Raw genomic sequence first — 18,112 nt, 5'->3', positions numbered from 1 at the left:
ACCACATGGTGAAAAATCTGAAATGGCTCGGCGCGGCGTTTGAAGCCTTCCTCGGGATTCCGCTTCTTGGCGGTCTCTTCATCATCGGAATGGGCTATTCGCCTCTCGGTTTCATGTTCGTCTACCACGTGATCGTGTTGATTCTTTCGTTCAGTCGATTGAGTCGCTTCTCTTACGGTGCGGCGGTCGGAATTGCGGCCTCGGTGCTCGGCTTCATTCCATTTGTCGGGATGATGCTACACTGGGCGGCTGCCATCGCGCTCGCAATTGATGCGGCGACGACACCACGCCGTGTGATTCATGTTGAACGTGACGATGAAGCATTTTGATGAAACGTACTCCTTGACGGAGTACGTTTTTTCATTGACCAAACGTTCAACTGAAAACGCTATACATTCATTGGAAATTGGACGATATAGTAAGTGATGAACACAATGAGGAGGAACAAACAGTGAAAGTATTTAAAAACTTTACGACGCAATTGCTCGCGTGGATTTTGGTCACGTCCTTTATCACGGGCGGAGCGGTCGGCTACATCACCCTATTACTCTTGACGGAACTCGAGATGGAACAAGGTCAAGTCATGCTCGTCGGTACGGTCGTGGCATTACTCATCTCATCACTCGGCGGAATCGTCATTTACTTGATTGCCCGTCGTCCACTGAAAGCGGTCGAGATGGCTTCTGAAAAAGCTGTCGAAGTCGGGAATGGTGATTTGACGGTGCACTTCGCCGACGAGAAGACGACGGATCGTTCAGAGATGGGACGTTTGCTCTTGTCGATGGACAACATGGTCGAACACCTTCGGGAACAAGGCACGAACATGCGTTACACGGCTGACCAATTGACGGGTTCGGCGCAGGAAATTGCAGCTTCAGTTCAAGAAGGGAACGTTGCAGGAGAAAGTATTCGTTCTGCGATGGATTCTCTCAACAAAATGTTAGAAGATAACGTCAGTGCGACATATAACTCGATGGACTTGCTCGGAGCGGTCGCGCGTACGATGGAGAGCATCCGCCAAGAGATGTCATCGGCGCTTGATTCGGCGAGCGAGATGCAACAGGAAGCAGAGAGCGGGAAAGGTCTTGCCTCGTCTTCAGTTCATGCGATGCATGCGATTGCCGGGAAAGTCGAACAGTCATCGACGCTCAACAGCCAGTTGACGGAAATGACAGGCGAGATCTCACGTATCACGGATGTTATTAGTGACATCTCAGCACAGACAAACTTGCTTGCCTTGAACGCATCGATTGAAGCGGCACGTGCCGGAGAGCATGGGCGTGGATTCGCTGTCGTTGCGGCAGAAGTGAAAAAACTCGCGGAACAAACAGCGAACTCGACTCAAGAAATCACGGATCTCATCGTAGACGTGAAGCGTCTCGTTGGCGATACATCGTCTTCAATGGCGAACGTCAAAGCAGAAGTGGAGACAGGTGTCGGTTTAGTTGAAAAAGCAGGTGGTGCGTTCGCATCGATTCACAATTCCGCAAATGAAGTATACAGTCATGTCCATTCGGTCGATTCACTCCTTGATGAGTCACGTGGTCAGATCGATTCGGTTGTGACAAACTCAGCGGGCATCGTTGGCATGGTCGAAGAAGCATCGCGTTATGCGAATGAAGTGACATCAGCGGCGAGCCAGCAAGCGGCAAGTCTTGGTGAAGTGAACGGGGCGATGTCAGAGCTCGTTCGCGTCGCAGAGAGTTTGCAGAATGAGACGGAACAGATGAAAGTAGAAGTGTAAGAAGGTTGAAAACGTCCCAATGATGGGGCGTTTTTCATTTCATAAATATAAAATTTGAAGAAATCATAAAAAAAGTTGTAAAAAGACTAAACTGCCGAGCCTTCACTCCGATATAGAGTATGGAAACGATAAAACGTTCCAACAAATGTAAGGTGAGGGGCCGGCCTAAACCTTACATGCTCGGACAAACGGATTTGGAAGAGCGGAAAAACTCAAACCTATGGAGGGAAATTACAATGATTATCAACCACAACCTTAACGCAATGAACGCACACCGCAACATGTCGTTCAACACAACTAACTCTGGGAAGGCAATGGAGAAACTTTCTTCAGGTCTTCGCATCAACCGTGCTGGCGATGACGCTGCTGGTCTTGCAATCTCTGAAAAAATGCGTGGACAAATTCGCGGTCTTGATCAAGCGTCACGTAACGCACAAGACGGAATCTCACTCATTCAAACAGCTGAAGGTGCTTTGAACGAAACACACTCAATCCTTCAACGTATGCGTGAACTCGCAGTTCAATCGTCAAACGATACGAACACAGATGCTGACCGTACTGAGCTTCAAAAAGAAGTTACAGAGTTGACAAGTGAAATTACGCGTATCGCGAACAACACTGAGTTCAACACGAAGACATTGATGAGCGGTGGATTCTCTGGCGCTGGTTCAGGTCTTAAATTCCACATCGGTGCAAACGCTGCACAGAACATCGAATTGACAATCGGAAACATGACTGCTTCTGGTCTTAGCGTAGAAGCTGTTGATATTTCAACACAATCTGGTGCTAACTCAGCAATCACAGTTATCAACGATGCAATCGAGTCAGTATCTTCTGAACGTGCGAAACTCGGGGCAACACAAAACCGTCTTGAGCACACAATCAACAACTTGAACGTTGGTGCTGAAAACCTTCAAGCTGCTGAATCACGTGTCCGTGACGTTGATATGGCGAAAGAAATGATGAACTTCACGAAAAACAACATCTTGAACCAAGCTGCTCAAGCAATGCTTGCTCAAGCGAACCAACAGCCACAAGCTGTACTTCAGTTGTTACGTTAAGATTCTCTTAAAGTCACATAAAGAGGGGGACAGACATAACGTCTGTTTCCCTTTTTTTAAATAAATTTCCCAGACTATCGATATTAAAATAACATAATTGTATACTTAAAATAGATTGATTTTAGTTAATGAAGGGGTGGCTTATGTCGCAGCTAAAACAGATATTAAATGAACTTTATGAGGTTTCAAATCAAGTAAGTATTCTCATAGAAAATAATGAGTGGAATATTTTAAGTGATATTTTATCAATGATAAAAGTCTTTGGTGAAAAGATTAATTCCAATGGTATTCGTACTAATGAAGACATTATTCGATTATCAGAAATCAAGTCTCAAAATCCTGCATTATTTGCAAATATTGTATACGACAATTTACAATTACTTATTAGTGAATATGAAGTATTGTCAACGGTTGAGAACAAAAAGTCATTAGTGTATCCGTTCAACTTTAATAGTTATCAGATGGCCCTATTGAAAGACGAGGATGGAAAATCCTATTTTATTAATGAAATGGAAGAGAATTTGGCTGATTTAATTAATCAACTTCCGGAAGAGACAGAAGCAATTATTTTAATTGGTTATGGTAGTGGTGGTTTTTATTCAAAACTATCAACTATGTATCATACATTAGTCGTTGATCCTTTTGTTTTGCTCACAGATGTAGAATCTGAAGGAGTACTAACTTCTCCACAATCGCTTGATAAACAAGAATTACAGAAACGGTTACAGAGATTTATCGGATTAAAAACGGAAGTCATCGCTCATCCTTTATATAAGCACTCGCAAGATTTTATAGAACAGTTAAAATCAGTTCGAAATTTTCTTCAAGAAGTTCAAATTGATTTGAATACAAGAATGAAATATACAGAGAAATGGTACAAAGAAATATTTAGAAATGCATTCTTCTTAAATGAACATCCTGACCGTTTAGTTAATATTGATGAGTTGAAAGATTATTATCAAGGTAAAAAAGCTTTAATGATTGCAGGTGGTCCTTCTCTAGAAGAAGCCATACCATACCTTAAAGCATTTCAGGAATCATATTATATTATTGCGATTGGACAAACTGCAAAAGTATTATTAAATCATCAAATTCGTCCTGATTATGTCATTTCTATTGACGTAAGTGACGAGAATGCACACTTCTTTAAAGATATTAAATTGGATATGCCTCTAGTTTATTCATTACAAGTAAATCATAAAATCCCTCAAGGTACGGAAGGACCACTTATTCCTTATGCGGACATGCCGTTAGCACATGATTTGTTACCATACTCGAATTCAGTGTTTACTCCTTATCCTACAGTAGCACTAGCAGCGGTCTCGTTTGCTTATCATTTAGGTTTTGAAGAGATTGGATTAGTAGGTCAAGACTTAGCTTTACGAGAAGGAGTGTACTATAGTGCATCAGTTAAAGAAGCTTCTTCTAACGATGGAATGTTCCATAAAAAAGTATATGAAATTCCTTTAAACAACGGTAATCGGGGTGAGACGACACCTATACTGTTTAACTTTTTGAGTGGATATAAAATCTTATTTGATCGATTACCAGGACTTGCTTCTAGGTTGGTGAATTATGCTGAAAAAGGAGCGGTTATCGAAGGAGTACCTTACAAACCTCTGGATACAATGCAAGATGAAAAAGGGACTAAGCTAAAGCTTAAATTTGAAAGTAATGATGTAATGTTCAATGTACCTGTAATGCAAGTTCAAAGAGATTTGGTTGGTCATATGGACCGTTTCGAGCGTTTGTCTAAAAAATTGGGGAGAAGCGTCAAGCAGAGAGCAGTGAATATAGATGAATTTGAAGCATTATTACGTGAGTGGGATTCGATGCTCGACCTTCCGGCGTTTCGAACACATATTATGCCGTTACAATTTGTAAATTTGTTGATTATCCAAAACAAAATCAAACTGCATAATCAATATAGAAAATCCAGTAGTATGAGAATACAAATCCTACATTTTATGAAAGAAACGATAGACTCATTAATTAAACAACTAAGTAATATACATGAACTCAAGATCGAGGTGTAGTATGAAAAAAGTTTTAGTGACAGGGGCAGATGGATTTATCGGGAGCCATCTTGTAGAAAAACTTGTTCAGTCAGGATATCAGGTAAAAGCATTTGTCCAATACAATTCATTTGGAACATGGGGCTGGATTGACAGTTTACCAAAAGAAATCACACAACAGATTGAAATCTTTTCAGGAGACATTCGAGATCCTTATGGTGTAAAGCGTGCATTAGAAGGGTGTGATGCGGTATTACATTTGGCCGCATTGATAGCAATTCCATATTCTTATCACTCTCCTGATACGTACATTGATACAAACATTAAGGGGACACTCAATGTTCTTCAAGCAGCAAAGGAACTTGAAATCGAGAAAGTGGTCCATACATCAACTAGTGAAGTATATGGAACTGCTAAGTATGTACCAATTGATGAAGATCATCCACTCCAAGGGCAGTCTCCATACTCTGCTTCAAAAATTGGAGCCGATCAATTGGCGATTTCTTTCTATAGCTCATTTAATACACCAGTCAGTATTATCCGACCATTCAACACTTACGGACCAAGGCAATCGGCCCGAGCCGTTATCCCAACCATCATTTCACAGATTGCTAGTGGACATGATGTGATTAAACTTGGTGCGTTAACACCTACTCGAGATTTTAACTATGTTGAAGATACAGTAAATGGGTTCATTTCAATACTGGAATCAACTGCTAGTATCGGTGAGGTCATAAATATCGGGAGTAACTTTGAAATTAGTATTAAAGACACCGCAGAAACGATTGCAAGAGTTATGAAATCAAAAGTCGAATTCATCACAGATGAAATTCGATTAAGACCAGAAAATAGTGAAGTAGAAAGACTATGGGCAAGTAATCAAAAAGCTTCTGAATTACTAGATTGGAAACCAAAATATGGTGGGATTGAAGGGTTTGAGAAGGGAATTCAAAAAACGGTTGACTGGTTTGTTGACCCGAAAAACTTAAAAAACTATAAATCGGATATTTACAATATATGAATCAGCAAATCAGTTCGTTCATTCGAGAATTTAGAAGACATATATCAAACGATTCTTTTGTACCACTTCATGAACCTACGATGAATGGGAATGAATTGAAATACGTGACAGAATGCGTTGAATCCGGTTGGGTTTCTTCTGTCGGAAGTTACGTAAATTTATTTGAAGAAAGATTAGCCTCATATACAGGTGCAAAATATGCAATCGCAGTAAATAATGGAACGGCCGCGCTCCATGTTTCCCTAAGGTTAGCTGGCGTAACCAAAAATGATGAAGTATTATTACCTTCATTGACTTTTGTTGCAACAGCAAATGCAATTTGCTATCTAGATGCGATTCCTCATTTCATTGATGTAAGTGAAAGTGAATTAACCGTAGATATTCAAAAACTAAGTATATATTTAGAGAAAACAGCAGTTAAGCGTTCGAATGGGACGTTTAACAAGTTTAGTGGAAATCAAATTAAAGCGATAGTGCCTATGCACACGTTCGGTCACCCAGTACAAATGGATGAACTAATGTCACTGGCAGATCACTATAATTTAAATATTATTGAGGATGCTGCTGAATCGTTAGGTTCTACCTATAAAAACCGCCAAACTGGAAGTATGGGGATGTTATCGGCCGTGAGTTTTAATGGGAATAAAACAATTACAACCGGAGGCGGCGGAGCAATTTTAACTAATGATTCGGAACTTGCGAAACGAGCCAGACATCTGACTACAACGGCTAAACTTCCTCATCGATGGTCCTATGATCATGATGAAGTTGGTTATAATTATCGAATGCCAAATATAAATGCTGCACTTGGGGTAGCTCAGCTTGAATCATTAGATGAACTTATTCTTAAAAAAAGAATGTTACATTCTGTCTATCAATCTTTTGTGAGTACAATTCCAGGTATTGAGTTAATAACAGAGATGGAATATTCTCGATCGAACTATTGGTTGCAGACGATTCGACTGAATGATGTCAACACTATTGAAGACTGGTTATTAGAACTTAATGAGGCTGGAATTATGTCTAGGCCTGTTTGGACTCCTTTGCACGAACTACCGATGTATCGCCATTGTCCAAAAGATGATTTGACTCATACGGAAAAGCTGAAGAAAGTATTAATCAATGTTCCAAGTAGTAGTTCATTATTCAAGGAGACTAATACGTGAGTAGAAAAATACTAGTAGTTACTGCAACGCGAGCAGAGTATTTTTTATTGAAACCATTAATTCAAAGAATTCAAGGTCAAGAAGAATTGGAATTAGTGCTAGTGGTGACCGGTACACATCTAAGTGAATTTCACGGAAATACGTTTCAAGACATTGAGAAGGATGGGTTTATAATTAATCATAAAATCCCAATAGATTTAAGCTTAGATTCTCAAGAAGCAACAGTTAAAGCACTTGCGACTGTCACGTCTGAAATGGGCAAGGTCTTAGAATACGAAAAACCACATTTAGTCATTGTTTTGGGAGATCGTTATGAAGTGTTAGGAGTCGCCCAAGCAGCATTGCTATTCAATATTCCATTAGCCCATCTACATGGAGGAGAGCTAACTCTCGGAGCATATGATGATGCAATTCGACATTCAATTTCAAAAATGTCTACTTGGCATTTTGTAAGTGCAGAAACTCATCGTCAACGTGTTATTCAACTTGGTGAAGACCCTAATCGAATATTTAATGTAGGTGCTCTTGGTATAGAAAATATCTTAAAACAAAAAGCAGAAGTTGGCCGCCCCTTGTTTGAAAATCCTTACTTGTTGATTACCTATCATCCTGAAACAAACGCATCAGAGGATCGTCTTGAAGAACTGCTAGAAGCGTTAAGTTCATTTAAAGAGTTTGATTTCATCTTTACAGGTGCTAATGCAGATAATCGAGGAATTGGTATTAATCAAAGACTGAGGGAATATTGCAACGTGAATCATAATGCAAAATTCATTATGAACTTAGGTAAGGATTATTTGAATGTATTGAAATATGCAAAGGCAGTTGTCGGGAACTCTTCTAGCGGAATTATAGAAGCGGCCTATTTAGAAACACCGACTGTGAATTGTGGTCATCGACAGCGTGGCCGTCTAGCTCCTGACTCAGTTTACCATTGTGAGATGGAGAGAACGGATATAGAGAAGGCAATTCATGCTGCTCTTGGGCACGGCTCATCTTATGAATATTTATTCGGCGAAGGGAACGCTTCCTCAATGATTGTTGATGTTTTGAGGAGAATTAATAACTTTCATGTAAATAAGGAGTTTATTGACCTATGAATAATGTCTACTTCATCGCAGAAGCGGGAGTGAATCATAATGGCTCGGTTGAGCTTGCGAAAGAGTTGATTGAAGCAGCTAAAAACGCAGGTGCTAGTGCGATTAAGTTTCAAACTTTCATTACAGAAGAGTTAGTTACTCCTTCTGCAAAACAGGCGAAATACCAAACCGAAAATACAAAAGAACAAAGTCAATTTGAGATGCTTAAATCATTAGAACTCTCATTCAGTGATTTTTACGAATTACAACAATATGCGAGACAAGTAGGAATTGACTTTTTATCAACTCCATTTGATTTAAAGAGTGCTTCGTTCCTAATTGATGACTTGAACATGGAACTCATTAAAATATCTTCGGGAGACCTTACAAATTTACCATTACTATTTCATGTGGCTAAAAGTAAGGTGAAAATGATTGTATCAACAGGGATGTCTACTGAAGATGAAATTGAAAAAGCTTTGATTACTATTGCCTATGGTCTTAATGAGAATCCTATATTCGAATGGGAAAAAGCTGTTCAGTTCTTTGAAACGGATAAATCGAAACAATTACTAAGAGAATTTGTGACGTTGTTACATTGTACAAGTGAATATCCGACACCATATAAAAATGTTCAATTGGCTTCGATTGATTATTTAAAGAAAAAAACACAATTGAATATTGGGCTGTCAGATCATTCTAAAGATAGTTTGGTGTCAATCGTGGCTGTATCAAGAGGAGTCAATGTGATTGAGAAGCATTTTACGCTAGATAAAACATTGCCAGGACCCGATCACGTGGCGTCTCTGAATCCAGAAGAACTGTCAAATTTAATCGAAATGATTCGTCAAATTCCTATCATTATTGGAGAAGACAAAAAAATGCCGACTGAGGAAGAACTGAAAACGAAACAAGTAGTACAGAAAAGTCTGGTAGCAAATAAAGTAATCAGTCAAGGTGAACTATTCACGATGGAAAATACTACGATAAAACGTCCGGGTAATGGAATGTCTCCTAACTTATTCTGGACCTTATTGGGGCGTGAGGCATCAAAAGATTACGTAGCAAACGATCTCATTGATGAAAAGATTTTTTAATTATGAAAAAACTTGTGATTTTAGGTAGCGGTGGACACGCTTCTGTACTCGTGGATATTTTAAGAGAATCGGAGACAATCGTTGGATATGTAGATGTAAAACCTGCTGAATATTTTCATGAAATTCCTTATCTCGGTACCGATGAAGAATTGATCACTCGATATCCGCCATCATCAGTCAAACTTGTCAATGGAATTGGTTCGATCGGGAATTTAAAGCAGCGCCATAATCTTTTTTCCTATTTCAAAGAGCTGGGATATACTTTTGAAATAGTTATACATCCATCAGCAATTATCTCAAAAGAGGCTATAGTAGAAGAAGGAGTTCAAGTTTTAGCGGGAGCAATCCTTCAATGTCATTCGCATATTTCGGTGAATTCAATTGTTAATTCAGGAAGTATTGTCGAACATGATACTTATATAGAAGAAAGTGTGCATGTTTCACCACGAGTTGTAATAGGTGGTAATTGTCGAATTGGGAAACTCAGTCATATAGGTATTGGTTCAACAATTATACAAGGCATTTGTATTGGAACTGAAAGTTTAATCGGTGCAGGTTCTGTAGTTGTTAGGAATCTTGAAGGAAACTCAAGGGTGATGGGTGTTCCTGCTAAAAGGAGAGAATGTTGATGAAGTGGAAAAAAATGGTTATCTTTCAAGAAGACTCTATTGAAAGTGCATTATCACAATTGAATCTCCTAGGCTCGCAGTTTCTAGCTGTATGCGATACAGACTATAAATTAGTGGGGACAATTACAGATGGAGACATTCGAAGGGGACTTCTCTCAGGTGTGAAACTTTCATATGAAATAAAAAAAGTAATGAATCGCGAACCGAAATTTAAAGTTTCAGGTGAAAGTGAAGACAGTTTTATAGAATTGTTTAACACATACAAAATAAAGTATCTCCCTATTGTTACGAGTAATATGACATTGATTGATATCATGAGTGAAAACGATATTGGTGTCTACTTAAGAAAAGAGAATCCTGTATTGCTGATGGTTGGGGGCTTGGGGACACGTCTTAGACCATTAACGAACGACCTTCCGAAACCTTTGTTGCCTGTCGGAGGAGTTCCGATTTTAGAACATATTGTGAAGCATTTAAAGAGTCAAGGTTTTTATAGATTTATTTTTGCAGTTAATTATAAAAAAGAAATGATCATGAACTACTTTGGGGATGGTACAAAATTAAATGTGGAAATAAGATATTTAAAAGAAGAAAAACGAATGGGTACAGCAGGTCCTTTATCCTTGATTGAGGAGGAATTAGAAGAGGACATGATTGTTATGAATGGAGATTTAATTACAAACATGGACTTTCGAGATCTGTTAAGCCAACACGAATGTTCGGCAGCAACAATGACAGTTGCTGTTAGAGCTTTTGATTTTCAAATCCCGTATGGTGTAGTGAATATACAAGATAATCAGCTCATCAGTATTGAAGAAAAGCCGATTCGCACATCTTATGTCAGTGCAGGAATTTATGTATTGAATCCGAAATCGGTGAAAAAAGTTCCGAAAGATTCATTTTTCGATATGCCAGAATTAATTCAATGTTTGATTGACCAAGGCGAAATGATTCGAACGTATAAGATGGATAGCCCGTGGTTGGATATTGGTAGAAAAGAAGATTACGAAAAAGTCCAAAGAAAACCAGAGGAATTTATTATTTATGATTCAAGATAAAAAAGTTTTAGCAATTATACCTGCTCGAGGTGGCTCTAAAGGAATACCAGGGAAGAACATAAAAAATATCGCAGGTAAGCCTTTAATTGGTTGGACGATTGAGGCGGCACTTCATTCTCGCTATATCGATCGTGTAGTTGTCTCTACCGATGACTTTGAAATTGCTCAAGTGGCGGAAGAATTCCATGCACCGGTTCCGTTTATGCGTGACCCGAAATATGCCACTGACCGAGCAGAAGCTTCGTTACCCGTACTTGAGGCGCTGGAAAAAATACCAGGGTACGATTATATTATTTTGTTACAACCGACCTCTCCACTAAGGGAAACAAGCGATATTGATGCAGCAATTGAATTGTTCGAAAAACATCGACCGTATTCTGTCGTATCGGTTACTCCAAATGCAAAACCTTTTGAATGGTTGTTAACACTAAAACAAAATAATGTGATTACTAAAATAACGGATAGAATGACGACTTCACGTCAACAATCCCAACAAGTGTATGCATTAAATGGAGCAATTTATGTTGTCAATGTTGTTGATTTTATGAAACATCAGAAATTTATAACTCAAGAATCATATGGATTTATTATGCCGCCAGAAAAATCGATCGATATCGATACACCTTTTGATTTTGATTTTGCTGAATTTATTATGACAAAAAAAAATCGTTAAATGTCTGTTCATTGAACAGACATTTTTTGATGAAGAGATACAAAGTTACGATGATTCTCTGGAAAACTATAAGTTTGTTTAAAATTGTCGATATTAAGAATGAGACCATAACATGTGAGGGAGTAGAAGACTATGAATCCGACCATTTCTGAAGTCAGACTTCACTTGCCTTCTTCTGTATTACCGTATGAGCAAACTAAAAATGTGTTCGTTGAGGCCAATCAAACTCAACTCGCCGATGAAGGTATTGTTATTCTTCCGACGCCTCAACACATTACAAAGTTAGAGGCAGCGGTCGAGAAGGCGAATCAAGTCCTTGAAAAGCAACGTACCGGCTTGAAATTTATGAAGCACGAAAAACTGAATGATTATTATATTCAAATCGTCGATGCGAACAATGAAGTAATCCGTGAAATCCCAAGTAAAAAATCAATGGATTTCTTTGCGGCGTTTATGGAGTTTAATCATTTATTCGACGAACGGATATAAAAAAGGAGTGGGCATATGACATCACCAATTCGATTTGGCGGATTAGCCAGTGGGATCGATACCGATAGTATCATTAAACAAATGATGCAAGCAGAACGAATTCCAGTAGATCGTTTAGAACAGAAAAAACAATTGACCGAATGGCGGCGTGACTCTTATCGTGAGGTCAACCGTTCACTGTTAGCATTACGAAACAGCGCGGTCGATATGATGTTCAGCCGAAACTATTACGCAAAAACGGCTTCATCCTCTGATGAATCGCGTGTATCTGTCGTTGCAGGTCCATCAAGTGGAAACGCTTCGCTTACTATCAATTCAGCGACGTTGGCTACCTCGGCTTCTCATGTAGCGGTGGCAAATGGTGGAGGCATCACAAATGACACGGCAGTTTCGACACTCGGGTTAGAGGTTGGTATTCGGAAACAAACGTTAACTGCGGGAACAACTGAACTCGTAGTGAAACCGCTGCCGAATAATCCGCCAACTTTTACGGATAAAGATGGTAATGCGATTTCGTTAGCACATACGTACGATGCGGCAACTGGAAAGATTACGTTCGATAGTGGAGTGACAATCCCTGAAGGTGCACAAGTCGTGTATGAAGCTGGCTATCAAGTTCGTTTCCGTAACGAAGACGGTGGAGCTTTACAGACAGTATACGTTGATGAGAATGCTAAGTTTAAAGATCTCGTTACCGCGTTGAATGGCACAAAGACAGGAATTAGTGCGTTCTTTGATCAAACTTCAGGGCAGATTTCATTAACACGTAAAGACACGGGCGTGAAATCGATTATCGAATTTGAAGGCACTGCAGCTAAAGCACTATTTGGTTTAAATGGATCCGTAGCCGGGACGAATGCATCTGTGGATGTGAACGGCATTACGTTGACCCAAAGTTCAAACACCTTTACGATTGATAATATGACCATCACATTGAAGTCCTCATTCAATGATGGTACTAAAGTAAACTTGTCTTCTGCGACAGACACTCAAAAAATCTTTGACGGAATTAAAGGGTTCGTTGATAAATACAATGAGACCATCGACCTCATGAACAAAAAGACACGAGAAGAACGATTCCGTTCGTTCTCGCCGTTGACTCAAGCTCAACGTGACGAGTTATCTGAAGACGAAATCAAGAAGTGGGAAGAAAAAGCGATGAGCGGTATGCTCCGCGGTGATACGATTTTACGCGGAACCATGGACACTCTTCGGAGCAAGTGGTCGGGTGCTACTGCTGCATCGAATGACGTCGAGATGTCACGATTGTTCCAAATCGGTCTTTCGACTGGAGCGGATTTCACCAATGGTGGTAAAATCGAACTCAATGAAGAGAAGCTAAAAGCGGCTATCGAAAAAGATCCGGAGCAAGTATATCAGTTGTTTACAGATGCTGAAACTGGATTATTGCCACAAATCCGAGATGCTGCCAAAGATTCGCGCGATACGATTACACGAATCGCAGGAGCGGAAGGTTCTGGCGCACAAACCCATTCGATGGGGAAAGAAATGACCGATATTGATTCGCGTATCAAGCGGTTAAATGATTTACTCGTCGATAAAGAAAACGCCTATTACCGTCGTTTCACAGCGATGGAAACAGCGATGAACCAAGCGAATGCTCAAGCGGCATCGCTGTCACAGTTTTTAGGCGGAGGCATGTAAGAGGAGGAGTTTAAATGGTAGCCAATCCATATGCAGCATATCAAAACAATGCGGTCACGACCGCGAATCCACAGGAACTGACGCTTATGCTTTATGACGGAGCGCTCAAGTTCATGCGCCTCGCCAAGCTTGCAATCGATCAAGGTAACCCTGATTTAAAGAACGTCAACATTCAAAAGACGCAAGCTATTTTTCGGGAACTTCGTCTGACACTCAATAAAGACATCGCTGTCTCGGCGAACTTAGATTCGCTCTATGACTACATGTGGCGCCGCCTCGTTGATGCGAACGTCAAGAACGATACAGCTATCCTTGACGAGGTACTTGATTTTACGACCGAACTACGTGATACGTGGAAGGAAGCGATGAAACTCGCGAAGCAGTCATGAGACCGATTGATGAAATCATCTTAAAGACGCAACGCTTGAAAGAACTGCTCGCACAAGTCCCGGAAGAACCGACGTATGATACATGGATGGAACAAATCCATGAGCTCTTGGATGATCGGGAACAGTTGCTCGCAGCACACGGTCCTGATTTGGAAAAAGCCGATCAAAAGGTCCTCAGGCAACTCGTCGACGACAGTCAAAAGATTTCTCGTCTAATTGAAGCCGAGCACCAGCGTCTAGGGATGACGCTAGGGACAGCCCGGATGGAACGGAAGACGGTCAAATCATATGTCGACCCATATGAAGACGTCGATTCTAACTTTTCCGGTCTATTCGACCAGCAGACGTAAAAAGCTCGAAGGCATGCGCCTTCGAGCTTTTGTGTTAAGAGGCTTTGACTTGTCGACGCATGCGGATGATGAAATAAGAAGCGGTAAATAAAATCAGACCACTCACCGTGAAGTTTAAATAGAGACGTGCGGCATCTTGAAGCGATGTGATTGGCGTAGACCGACCGAACCATAGAAGTGGTAGGATTGTCACGTGCATAACGCTCCAATGAATGAAGATTTGTTTCTTGAACGACCACTGTTTGACTTCATAAATAACGCTTGTGAGCCCGAGGAAGAAGGCGACCCCTGCGTAGATGAACATTCCATGCACAGCCTCTGCATTCCCTGACCAACCTTGATAGAGAGCAAGTATCGCGAATGGCAGCGACCAAATGAGACTCCGAAGTATTCCTTTTTTCAATAGTTGCATATGAATCTTCCTTTCATCGAATCGATGTAAATGTATACGACTGTGGAAAGGAAAAGTTTCATATAAAGGGTATAGATGAAATGACGTCTGTTTTCCGCTATAATCGGGTAAACATCAATGTAGCCGTTGCTTCTTTTCTGGAAAGAGGGAGGGAAACGAGATGCGTGAGAAAGAGTCCAAACCGATATCGTCACGGAAGCGCCGTTATTTCGTCTATGGTCCAGAGGGAGCGTACGATGAATACGTGGAACGGGACCCGAAACTTGAAGCGTACGTCGAGGACGATACGCCGTTTGAGGATCGTCCTGACCCATACGAGGAAGAAGAGCTGAAATCAAGAGGATAAGTATACATGTCAAGGTCCGATTATGGACCTTGACTTTTATTTTACCTGGAACTTTTTCTTAATACGGTTCGGTTTGTCAATTCGTTATATTCGTCTTAACCACAACATCACTTGGATTAAGAAAAGGGAGAGATGAAGATGAATATGAAACGATTTGGCTTACTGGTGGCGGTACCGCTCGCACTACTTGTCGGTTGCGGGGAAGCAGACGAACTGAAGACGACGGCGACGGATACGGAAGAAGTCGTAGAGGCGGAAGCGAACGTACCAGAGGAGACGACTGCTGAAGAGACGGACGTCCAAGAAAGTGAACTCGGTACGAACAAGATCTACATGAAGAATAAGGCACTCACGATCACGGAGACGATGGGTCCGATTCAATTCGCCATCGACAAAGTACAGACGTCACGCCTCACGGTCGCAGAAGCTTATAGCGACTCATTCGATGGACAAGAAGAGGTGACGGTCGTCGCGATGAACATGTTGGTCGAGAATACGGTCGACGAGACGATGAGCTTCCATCCGAACCAGGCGACACTGGTGACGAACACAGGGGAGCAGGTGTCTTCGGACTTATGGTTCTCAGATGACGTCGGTGGAGAATTTTTAGGAAAGGTGAAGAAAGAAGGGAACGTCCTCTTCTTTGTGAAAGCAAAACCAGAAGAGCTGACGGACTTGAAAGTCGTCATCGATGGACCATTCAACGAGAACTTCGACAAAGTGGCAGAAGACCGCTACGAATATACAATTAACGTGACGAAATAAGAGTAGGCGTGCCGAATAAAATCGGTACGCCTAGTCTCATGGTTGATTATTACTACACAATAAAAATAGTAGTTAGCATAGAGAACATACGAAGGGATTCTTATATTTTGAGAATTCCTTGTATCTTAGTTTTTCATTTTGTAAAATCTTAATTCTTAATGGGTACATATAAATCGACTTTAGATTTTCCGTCGGGATCTTCAGCTGGATTGTTCAAATTGAACTCCAACGTATTTCTAGATTCGTCCACTGAATATTCGCGTTCTGGTAACCATTCTTCAAAAATATATTTATACGTCTCACTCAGTTTTTCTGGAGTATCGTAGAAATGGTGCACGATGTATTGACCACCTTCTAGCATTTTAAATTGTATCTCCCCGTGCCCTGTTTTATCAAAGTTTTTAGGAACTGTGACACAAGCATCATGTCTACATTCATGAGGATCAACATCGTTCGGATTATCTAATGAAATACCGATAAATTGACTTGATGGAGGGTAAAGGTTGTGTTCCGTCGCCCAATGTATTAATTTCCCCCAATGTTCTTGTGGTTCAAAATAGCTACCCGTACGTCTGATAAATGCAATTTCAGTCTCAGGCAATTGCTTTAAAGTCATATCCATTTTGTAACCCCCATTAAAGTTGACTGATTCAATTGTCTTGATTTCCAAAAAAGTGCTTCATTGAAATAATATCTCGATGAAGTGTTGCAACAGGAATTATTATTTACGCTGATGCGGCAATGGAATCGACAACACATCCCAGTCGCTCCCGGCGAATAGCTTCGACAGATAGACGATTTGTCCGACATGATACCCATAATGCGACACTTGGCGTTCGATCGCGTCAATCACGGAATGCGCTTCCCCTCGAATCATCACGTGCTTCCCTAAGTCATCTGGTCTCAAATCAGCTAAGACATTATCCAACAGTTGCCAACGCTCGTCCCAAACCTTCATGAGCTCCGCACGGGATAGCTGCTGGTCCTCGAACTCGGCGTCCCGGTCTCGGTCCGGTTTCTCGCCGTCTGTCGTCAAAAAATCGGTCCAACGCGACTTCATGTTATTCGCCATGTGCTGGATGATCAAGGCGAGCGAGAGTGTGTCCGGCGCAAGTGTCTTGTGCAGGTCCTCTTCACTCACTTGGACGAGCGCGCGCTCAGCGAGTTGTTTCTGGCTTTTAAACGTAGCACGTACGGTATCGAGATATTGCGTTTCAAACATGAAAAGATCCTCCTCTTCGTATGTATCTGCTTTGAATATACCCCATATCTATCCCACTAAAAATTAAATTAATGTTATAGCAATTGAGATTCCATGTGATATATCCTGCAAGACGTCACCGCATAGTCGACATGAGGGTACTGGGTAGTCAATGTTGCGTGGATCTCTTATTCATCAATTGTGCCGATTGCGTTTGAATGTGAGTGGATGAGTGCGATTTTTTGTATTCAAAAAGTATGAGACACAAGGTCCCACACTTCTGATTAGGCGTGCTCCAATCGAAACTCTTCCCAATGATCACGGGCCTGGTTCCGGATGCGTTCCGATACTTCCTTACTGCTGAGGAGAATCCCATACCAGCGACGCGCGTCCTCGTAGTAGTCGAGCGCGGCCGACAAATCGGCAATCCGCAACATGAGCTGGTCGTACGGTAATCCGGTCCGAATCGGGTCTGTATACGCTTCTTGTACCTCATTGTATTTATCGAGCGTCCGCTGCATCCATTCCTTTTCAGACGCTGCATCCCCAATCAATCGGTACATCCATACGATTCGCATCCCAAGCATAGCGATGACAGATGGTTTTTGTCCGCTCAACTGGGCCGTCATGACGGCGAACTTATAGAGAAGGATGACGTGCTCATATGAACGGTCGCCTTTCAACACATCCGGATTCACTTGATTGAAGTAGTTCGTCTCAAGCGCTTCTCGGTTATGTTTGCGCACCTTGTCGAACGAGTCGTGAAAGACGAGGTGACAATGGTCACAGACGGTCGGTTCGTATAAATAAGGATTCGGTCCATCATACGTTGTGTAGCCATCCTTCTCAACTTCGAGTGGACGGATGTGACGTGATAAGACACGGTTCGTCTTACTTTCTTGTAAACAATACGGACATTTGACTTTCTTCAAAAACAAATGTTCTGCCATCT

At 41.1% G+C, this 18,112-nt stretch carries 21 protein-coding genes; 17 read left to right on the top strand and 4 right to left on the bottom strand.

The features are described 5' to 3' along the window. The first annotated feature begins 5 nt into the window (after positions 1–5). The 15 genes from F3H97_RS08060 to fliT all read left to right on the top strand — a co-directional run bounded on the left by F3H97_RS08060 (position 6) and on the right by fliT (position 14,436). Complete coding sequence (locus F3H97_RS08060; protein ID WP_074036219.1) at positions 6–329, top strand: hypothetical protein; 324 nt, start codon at positions 6–8, stop codon at positions 327–329. A 122-nt stretch (positions 330–451) separates the two neighbouring features. Continuing rightward, positions 452–1,744 (top strand): methyl-accepting chemotaxis protein, encoded by a 1,293-nt coding sequence (locus tag F3H97_RS08055; protein ID WP_159562662.1) that lies wholly within the window; start codon positions 452–454, stop codon positions 1,742–1,744. 236 nt (positions 1,745–1,980) lie between these two features. After that, the gene (locus tag F3H97_RS08050; RefSeq protein WP_196431014.1) at positions 1,981–2,805 is read left to right on the top strand and encodes a flagellin N-terminal helical domain-containing protein; all 825 of its coding nucleotides are present in this window, start codon (positions 1,981–1,983) and stop codon (positions 2,803–2,805) included. Between the two features lie 143 nt (positions 2,806–2,948). Further along, positions 2,949–4,841: a motility associated factor glycosyltransferase family protein gene (locus F3H97_RS08045; RefSeq protein ID WP_196431013.1), complete on the top strand. Its 1,893-nt coding sequence runs from the start codon at positions 2,949–2,951 to the stop codon at positions 4,839–4,841. A gap of 1 nt (position 4,842) precedes the next feature. Then, positions 4,843–5,841, top strand: coding sequence for an NAD-dependent 4,6-dehydratase LegB (locus F3H97_RS08040; RefSeq protein WP_196431012.1), 999 nt, complete (start codon positions 4,843–4,845; stop codon positions 5,839–5,841). After that, positions 5,838–7,007, top strand: coding sequence for a LegC family aminotransferase (locus F3H97_RS08035; protein WP_196431011.1), 1,170 nt, complete (start codon positions 5,838–5,840; stop codon positions 7,005–7,007). The genes F3H97_RS08040 and F3H97_RS08035 overlap by 4 nt, the downstream gene beginning before the upstream one ends. Next, positions 7,004–8,107: a UDP-N-acetylglucosamine 2-epimerase gene (gene neuC / locus F3H97_RS08030; RefSeq protein ID WP_196431010.1), complete on the top strand. Its 1,104-nt coding sequence runs from the start codon at positions 7,004–7,006 to the stop codon at positions 8,105–8,107. The genes F3H97_RS08035 and neuC overlap by 4 nt, the downstream gene beginning before the upstream one ends. Beyond that, complete coding sequence (neuB, locus tag F3H97_RS08025) at positions 8,104–9,183, top strand: N-acetylneuraminate synthase (protein WP_196431009.1); 1,080 nt, start codon at positions 8,104–8,106, stop codon at positions 9,181–9,183. The genes neuC and neuB overlap by 4 nt, the downstream gene beginning before the upstream one ends. 2 nt (positions 9,184–9,185) lie before the next feature. Beyond that, on the top strand, positions 9,186–9,812 hold the full coding sequence (locus F3H97_RS08020; protein ID WP_196431008.1) for an acetyltransferase: 627 nt from the start codon (positions 9,186–9,188) through the stop codon (positions 9,810–9,812). Next, positions 9,812–10,870, top strand: a complete 1,059-nt coding sequence (locus F3H97_RS08015; protein WP_196431007.1) for a nucleotidyltransferase family protein — start codon at positions 9,812–9,814, stop codon at positions 10,868–10,870. Before F3H97_RS08020 ends, F3H97_RS08015 begins: the two co-directional genes overlap by 1 nt. After that, positions 10,857–11,543 carry an acylneuraminate cytidylyltransferase family protein gene (locus F3H97_RS08010; protein WP_196431006.1) on the top strand — a complete coding sequence of 229 codons (687 nt, stop codon included), beginning with the start codon at positions 10,857–10,859 and terminating at the stop codon, positions 11,541–11,543. Before F3H97_RS08015 ends, F3H97_RS08010 begins: the two co-directional genes overlap by 14 nt. Before the next feature lie 132 nt (positions 11,544–11,675). After that, positions 11,676–12,032: a flagellar protein FlaG gene (locus F3H97_RS08005; RefSeq protein WP_159562655.1), complete on the top strand. Its 357-nt coding sequence runs from the start codon at positions 11,676–11,678 to the stop codon at positions 12,030–12,032. A gap of 15 nt (positions 12,033–12,047) precedes the next feature. Then, positions 12,048–13,697: a flagellar filament capping protein FliD gene (gene fliD, locus F3H97_RS08000; RefSeq protein ID WP_196431005.1), complete on the top strand. Its 1,650-nt coding sequence runs from the start codon at positions 12,048–12,050 to the stop codon at positions 13,695–13,697. 14 nt (positions 13,698–13,711) lie between these two features. Beyond that, a complete protein-coding gene (fliS, locus tag F3H97_RS07995; RefSeq protein ID WP_074036234.1) occupies positions 13,712–14,086 on the top strand; it encodes a flagellar export chaperone FliS in 375 nt (124 codons plus the stop codon). Next, positions 14,083–14,436 (top strand): flagellar protein FliT, encoded by a 354-nt coding sequence (fliT, locus tag F3H97_RS07990; protein ID WP_074036236.1) that lies wholly within the window; start codon positions 14,083–14,085, stop codon positions 14,434–14,436. Before fliS ends, fliT begins: the two co-directional genes overlap by 4 nt. Positions 14,437–14,470: 34 nt before the next feature. Here fliT and F3H97_RS07985 read toward each other — a convergent pair whose 3' ends face one another. Further along, positions 14,471–14,848: a DUF3021 family protein gene (locus F3H97_RS07985; RefSeq protein WP_196431004.1), complete on the bottom strand. Its 378-nt coding sequence runs from the start codon at positions 14,846–14,848 to the stop codon at positions 14,471–14,473. Positions 14,849–15,008: 160 nt separating this feature from the next. On the opposite strand from F3H97_RS07985, the gene F3H97_RS07980 reads away from it, so the two are divergent. Together F3H97_RS07980 and F3H97_RS07975 are read left to right on the top strand one after the other, a co-directional pair. Then, positions 15,009–15,194, top strand: a complete 186-nt coding sequence (locus tag F3H97_RS07980) for a hypothetical protein (RefSeq protein WP_012726958.1) — start codon at positions 15,009–15,011, stop codon at positions 15,192–15,194. A 138-nt stretch (positions 15,195–15,332) separates the two neighbouring features. Continuing rightward, on the top strand, positions 15,333–15,959 hold the full coding sequence (locus F3H97_RS07975) for a hypothetical protein (RefSeq protein ID WP_159562650.1): 627 nt from the start codon (positions 15,333–15,335) through the stop codon (positions 15,957–15,959). Between the two features lie 148 nt (positions 15,960–16,107). On the opposite strand, the gene F3H97_RS07970 is transcribed toward F3H97_RS07975, so the two are convergent. The 3 genes from F3H97_RS07970 to F3H97_RS07960 form a co-directional block, all read right to left on the bottom strand. Continuing rightward, on the bottom strand, positions 16,108–16,581 hold the full coding sequence (locus F3H97_RS07970) for an AraC family transcriptional regulator (RefSeq protein ID WP_074036240.1): 474 nt from the start codon (positions 16,579–16,581) through the stop codon (positions 16,108–16,110). 99 nt (positions 16,582–16,680) lie between these two features. Then, complete coding sequence (locus tag F3H97_RS07965) at positions 16,681–17,181, bottom strand: DUF1572 family protein (protein ID WP_196431003.1); 501 nt, start codon at positions 17,179–17,181, stop codon at positions 16,681–16,683. Positions 17,182–17,444: 263 nt separating this feature from the next. Next, on the bottom strand, positions 17,445–18,110 hold the full coding sequence (locus tag F3H97_RS07960) for a DUF2225 domain-containing protein (RefSeq protein ID WP_196431002.1): 666 nt from the start codon (positions 18,108–18,110) through the stop codon (positions 17,445–17,447). Positions 18,111–18,112: the final 2 nt, after the last annotated feature.

The organism is Exiguobacterium sp. SRB7LM, assembly GCF_015712685.1.
Classification (GTDB): Bacteria; Bacillota; Bacilli; order Exiguobacteriales; family Exiguobacteriaceae; genus Exiguobacterium; species Exiguobacterium profundum.
Note: the sequence above shows the minus strand (reverse complement) of the source record. Positions and strands in the feature narration are given on the sequence as shown.

Coding starts and splice junctions, on each gene's coding strand:
- F3H97_RS08060 (WP_074036219.1), top strand. CDS start 6: ATGGTGAAAAATCTGAAATGGCTCGGCGCGGCGTTTGAAGCCTTCCTC.
- F3H97_RS08050 (WP_196431014.1), top strand. CDS start 1,981: ATGATTATCAACCACAACCTTAACGCAATGAACGCACACCGCAACATG.
- F3H97_RS08045 (WP_196431013.1), top strand. CDS start 2,949: ATGTCGCAGCTAAAACAGATATTAAATGAACTTTATGAGGTTTCAAAT.
- F3H97_RS08040 (WP_196431012.1), top strand. CDS start 4,843: ATGAAAAAAGTTTTAGTGACAGGGGCAGATGGATTTATCGGGAGCCAT.
- F3H97_RS08035 (WP_196431011.1), top strand. CDS start 5,838: ATGAATCAGCAAATCAGTTCGTTCATTCGAGAATTTAGAAGACATATA.
- neuB (WP_196431009.1), top strand. CDS start 8,104: ATGAATAATGTCTACTTCATCGCAGAAGCGGGAGTGAATCATAATGGC.
- F3H97_RS08020 (WP_196431008.1), top strand. CDS start 9,186: ATGAAAAAACTTGTGATTTTAGGTAGCGGTGGACACGCTTCTGTACTC.
- F3H97_RS08015 (WP_196431007.1), top strand. CDS start 9,812: ATGAAGTGGAAAAAAATGGTTATCTTTCAAGAAGACTCTATTGAAAGT.
- F3H97_RS08010 (WP_196431006.1), top strand. CDS start 10,857: ATGATTCAAGATAAAAAAGTTTTAGCAATTATACCTGCTCGAGGTGGC.
- F3H97_RS08005 (WP_159562655.1), top strand. CDS start 11,676: ATGAATCCGACCATTTCTGAAGTCAGACTTCACTTGCCTTCTTCTGTA.
- fliD (WP_196431005.1), top strand. CDS start 12,048: ATGACATCACCAATTCGATTTGGCGGATTAGCCAGTGGGATCGATACC.
- fliS (WP_074036234.1), top strand. CDS start 13,712: ATGGTAGCCAATCCATATGCAGCATATCAAAACAATGCGGTCACGACC.
- fliT (WP_074036236.1), top strand. CDS start 14,083: ATGAGACCGATTGATGAAATCATCTTAAAGACGCAACGCTTGAAAGAA.
- F3H97_RS07985 (WP_196431004.1), bottom strand. CDS start 14,848: ATGCAACTATTGAAAAAAGGAATACTTCGGAGTCTCATTTGGTCGCTG.
- F3H97_RS07980 (WP_012726958.1), top strand. CDS start 15,009: ATGCGTGAGAAAGAGTCCAAACCGATATCGTCACGGAAGCGCCGTTAT.
- F3H97_RS07975 (WP_159562650.1), top strand. CDS start 15,333: ATGAATATGAAACGATTTGGCTTACTGGTGGCGGTACCGCTCGCACTA.
- F3H97_RS07970 (WP_074036240.1), bottom strand. CDS start 16,581: ATGGATATGACTTTAAAGCAATTGCCTGAGACTGAAATTGCATTTATC.
- F3H97_RS07965 (WP_196431003.1), bottom strand. CDS start 17,181: ATGTTTGAAACGCAATATCTCGATACCGTACGTGCTACGTTTAAAAGC.
- F3H97_RS07960 (WP_196431002.1), bottom strand. CDS start 18,110: ATGGCAGAACATTTGTTTTTGAAGAAAGTCAAATGTCCGTATTGTTTA.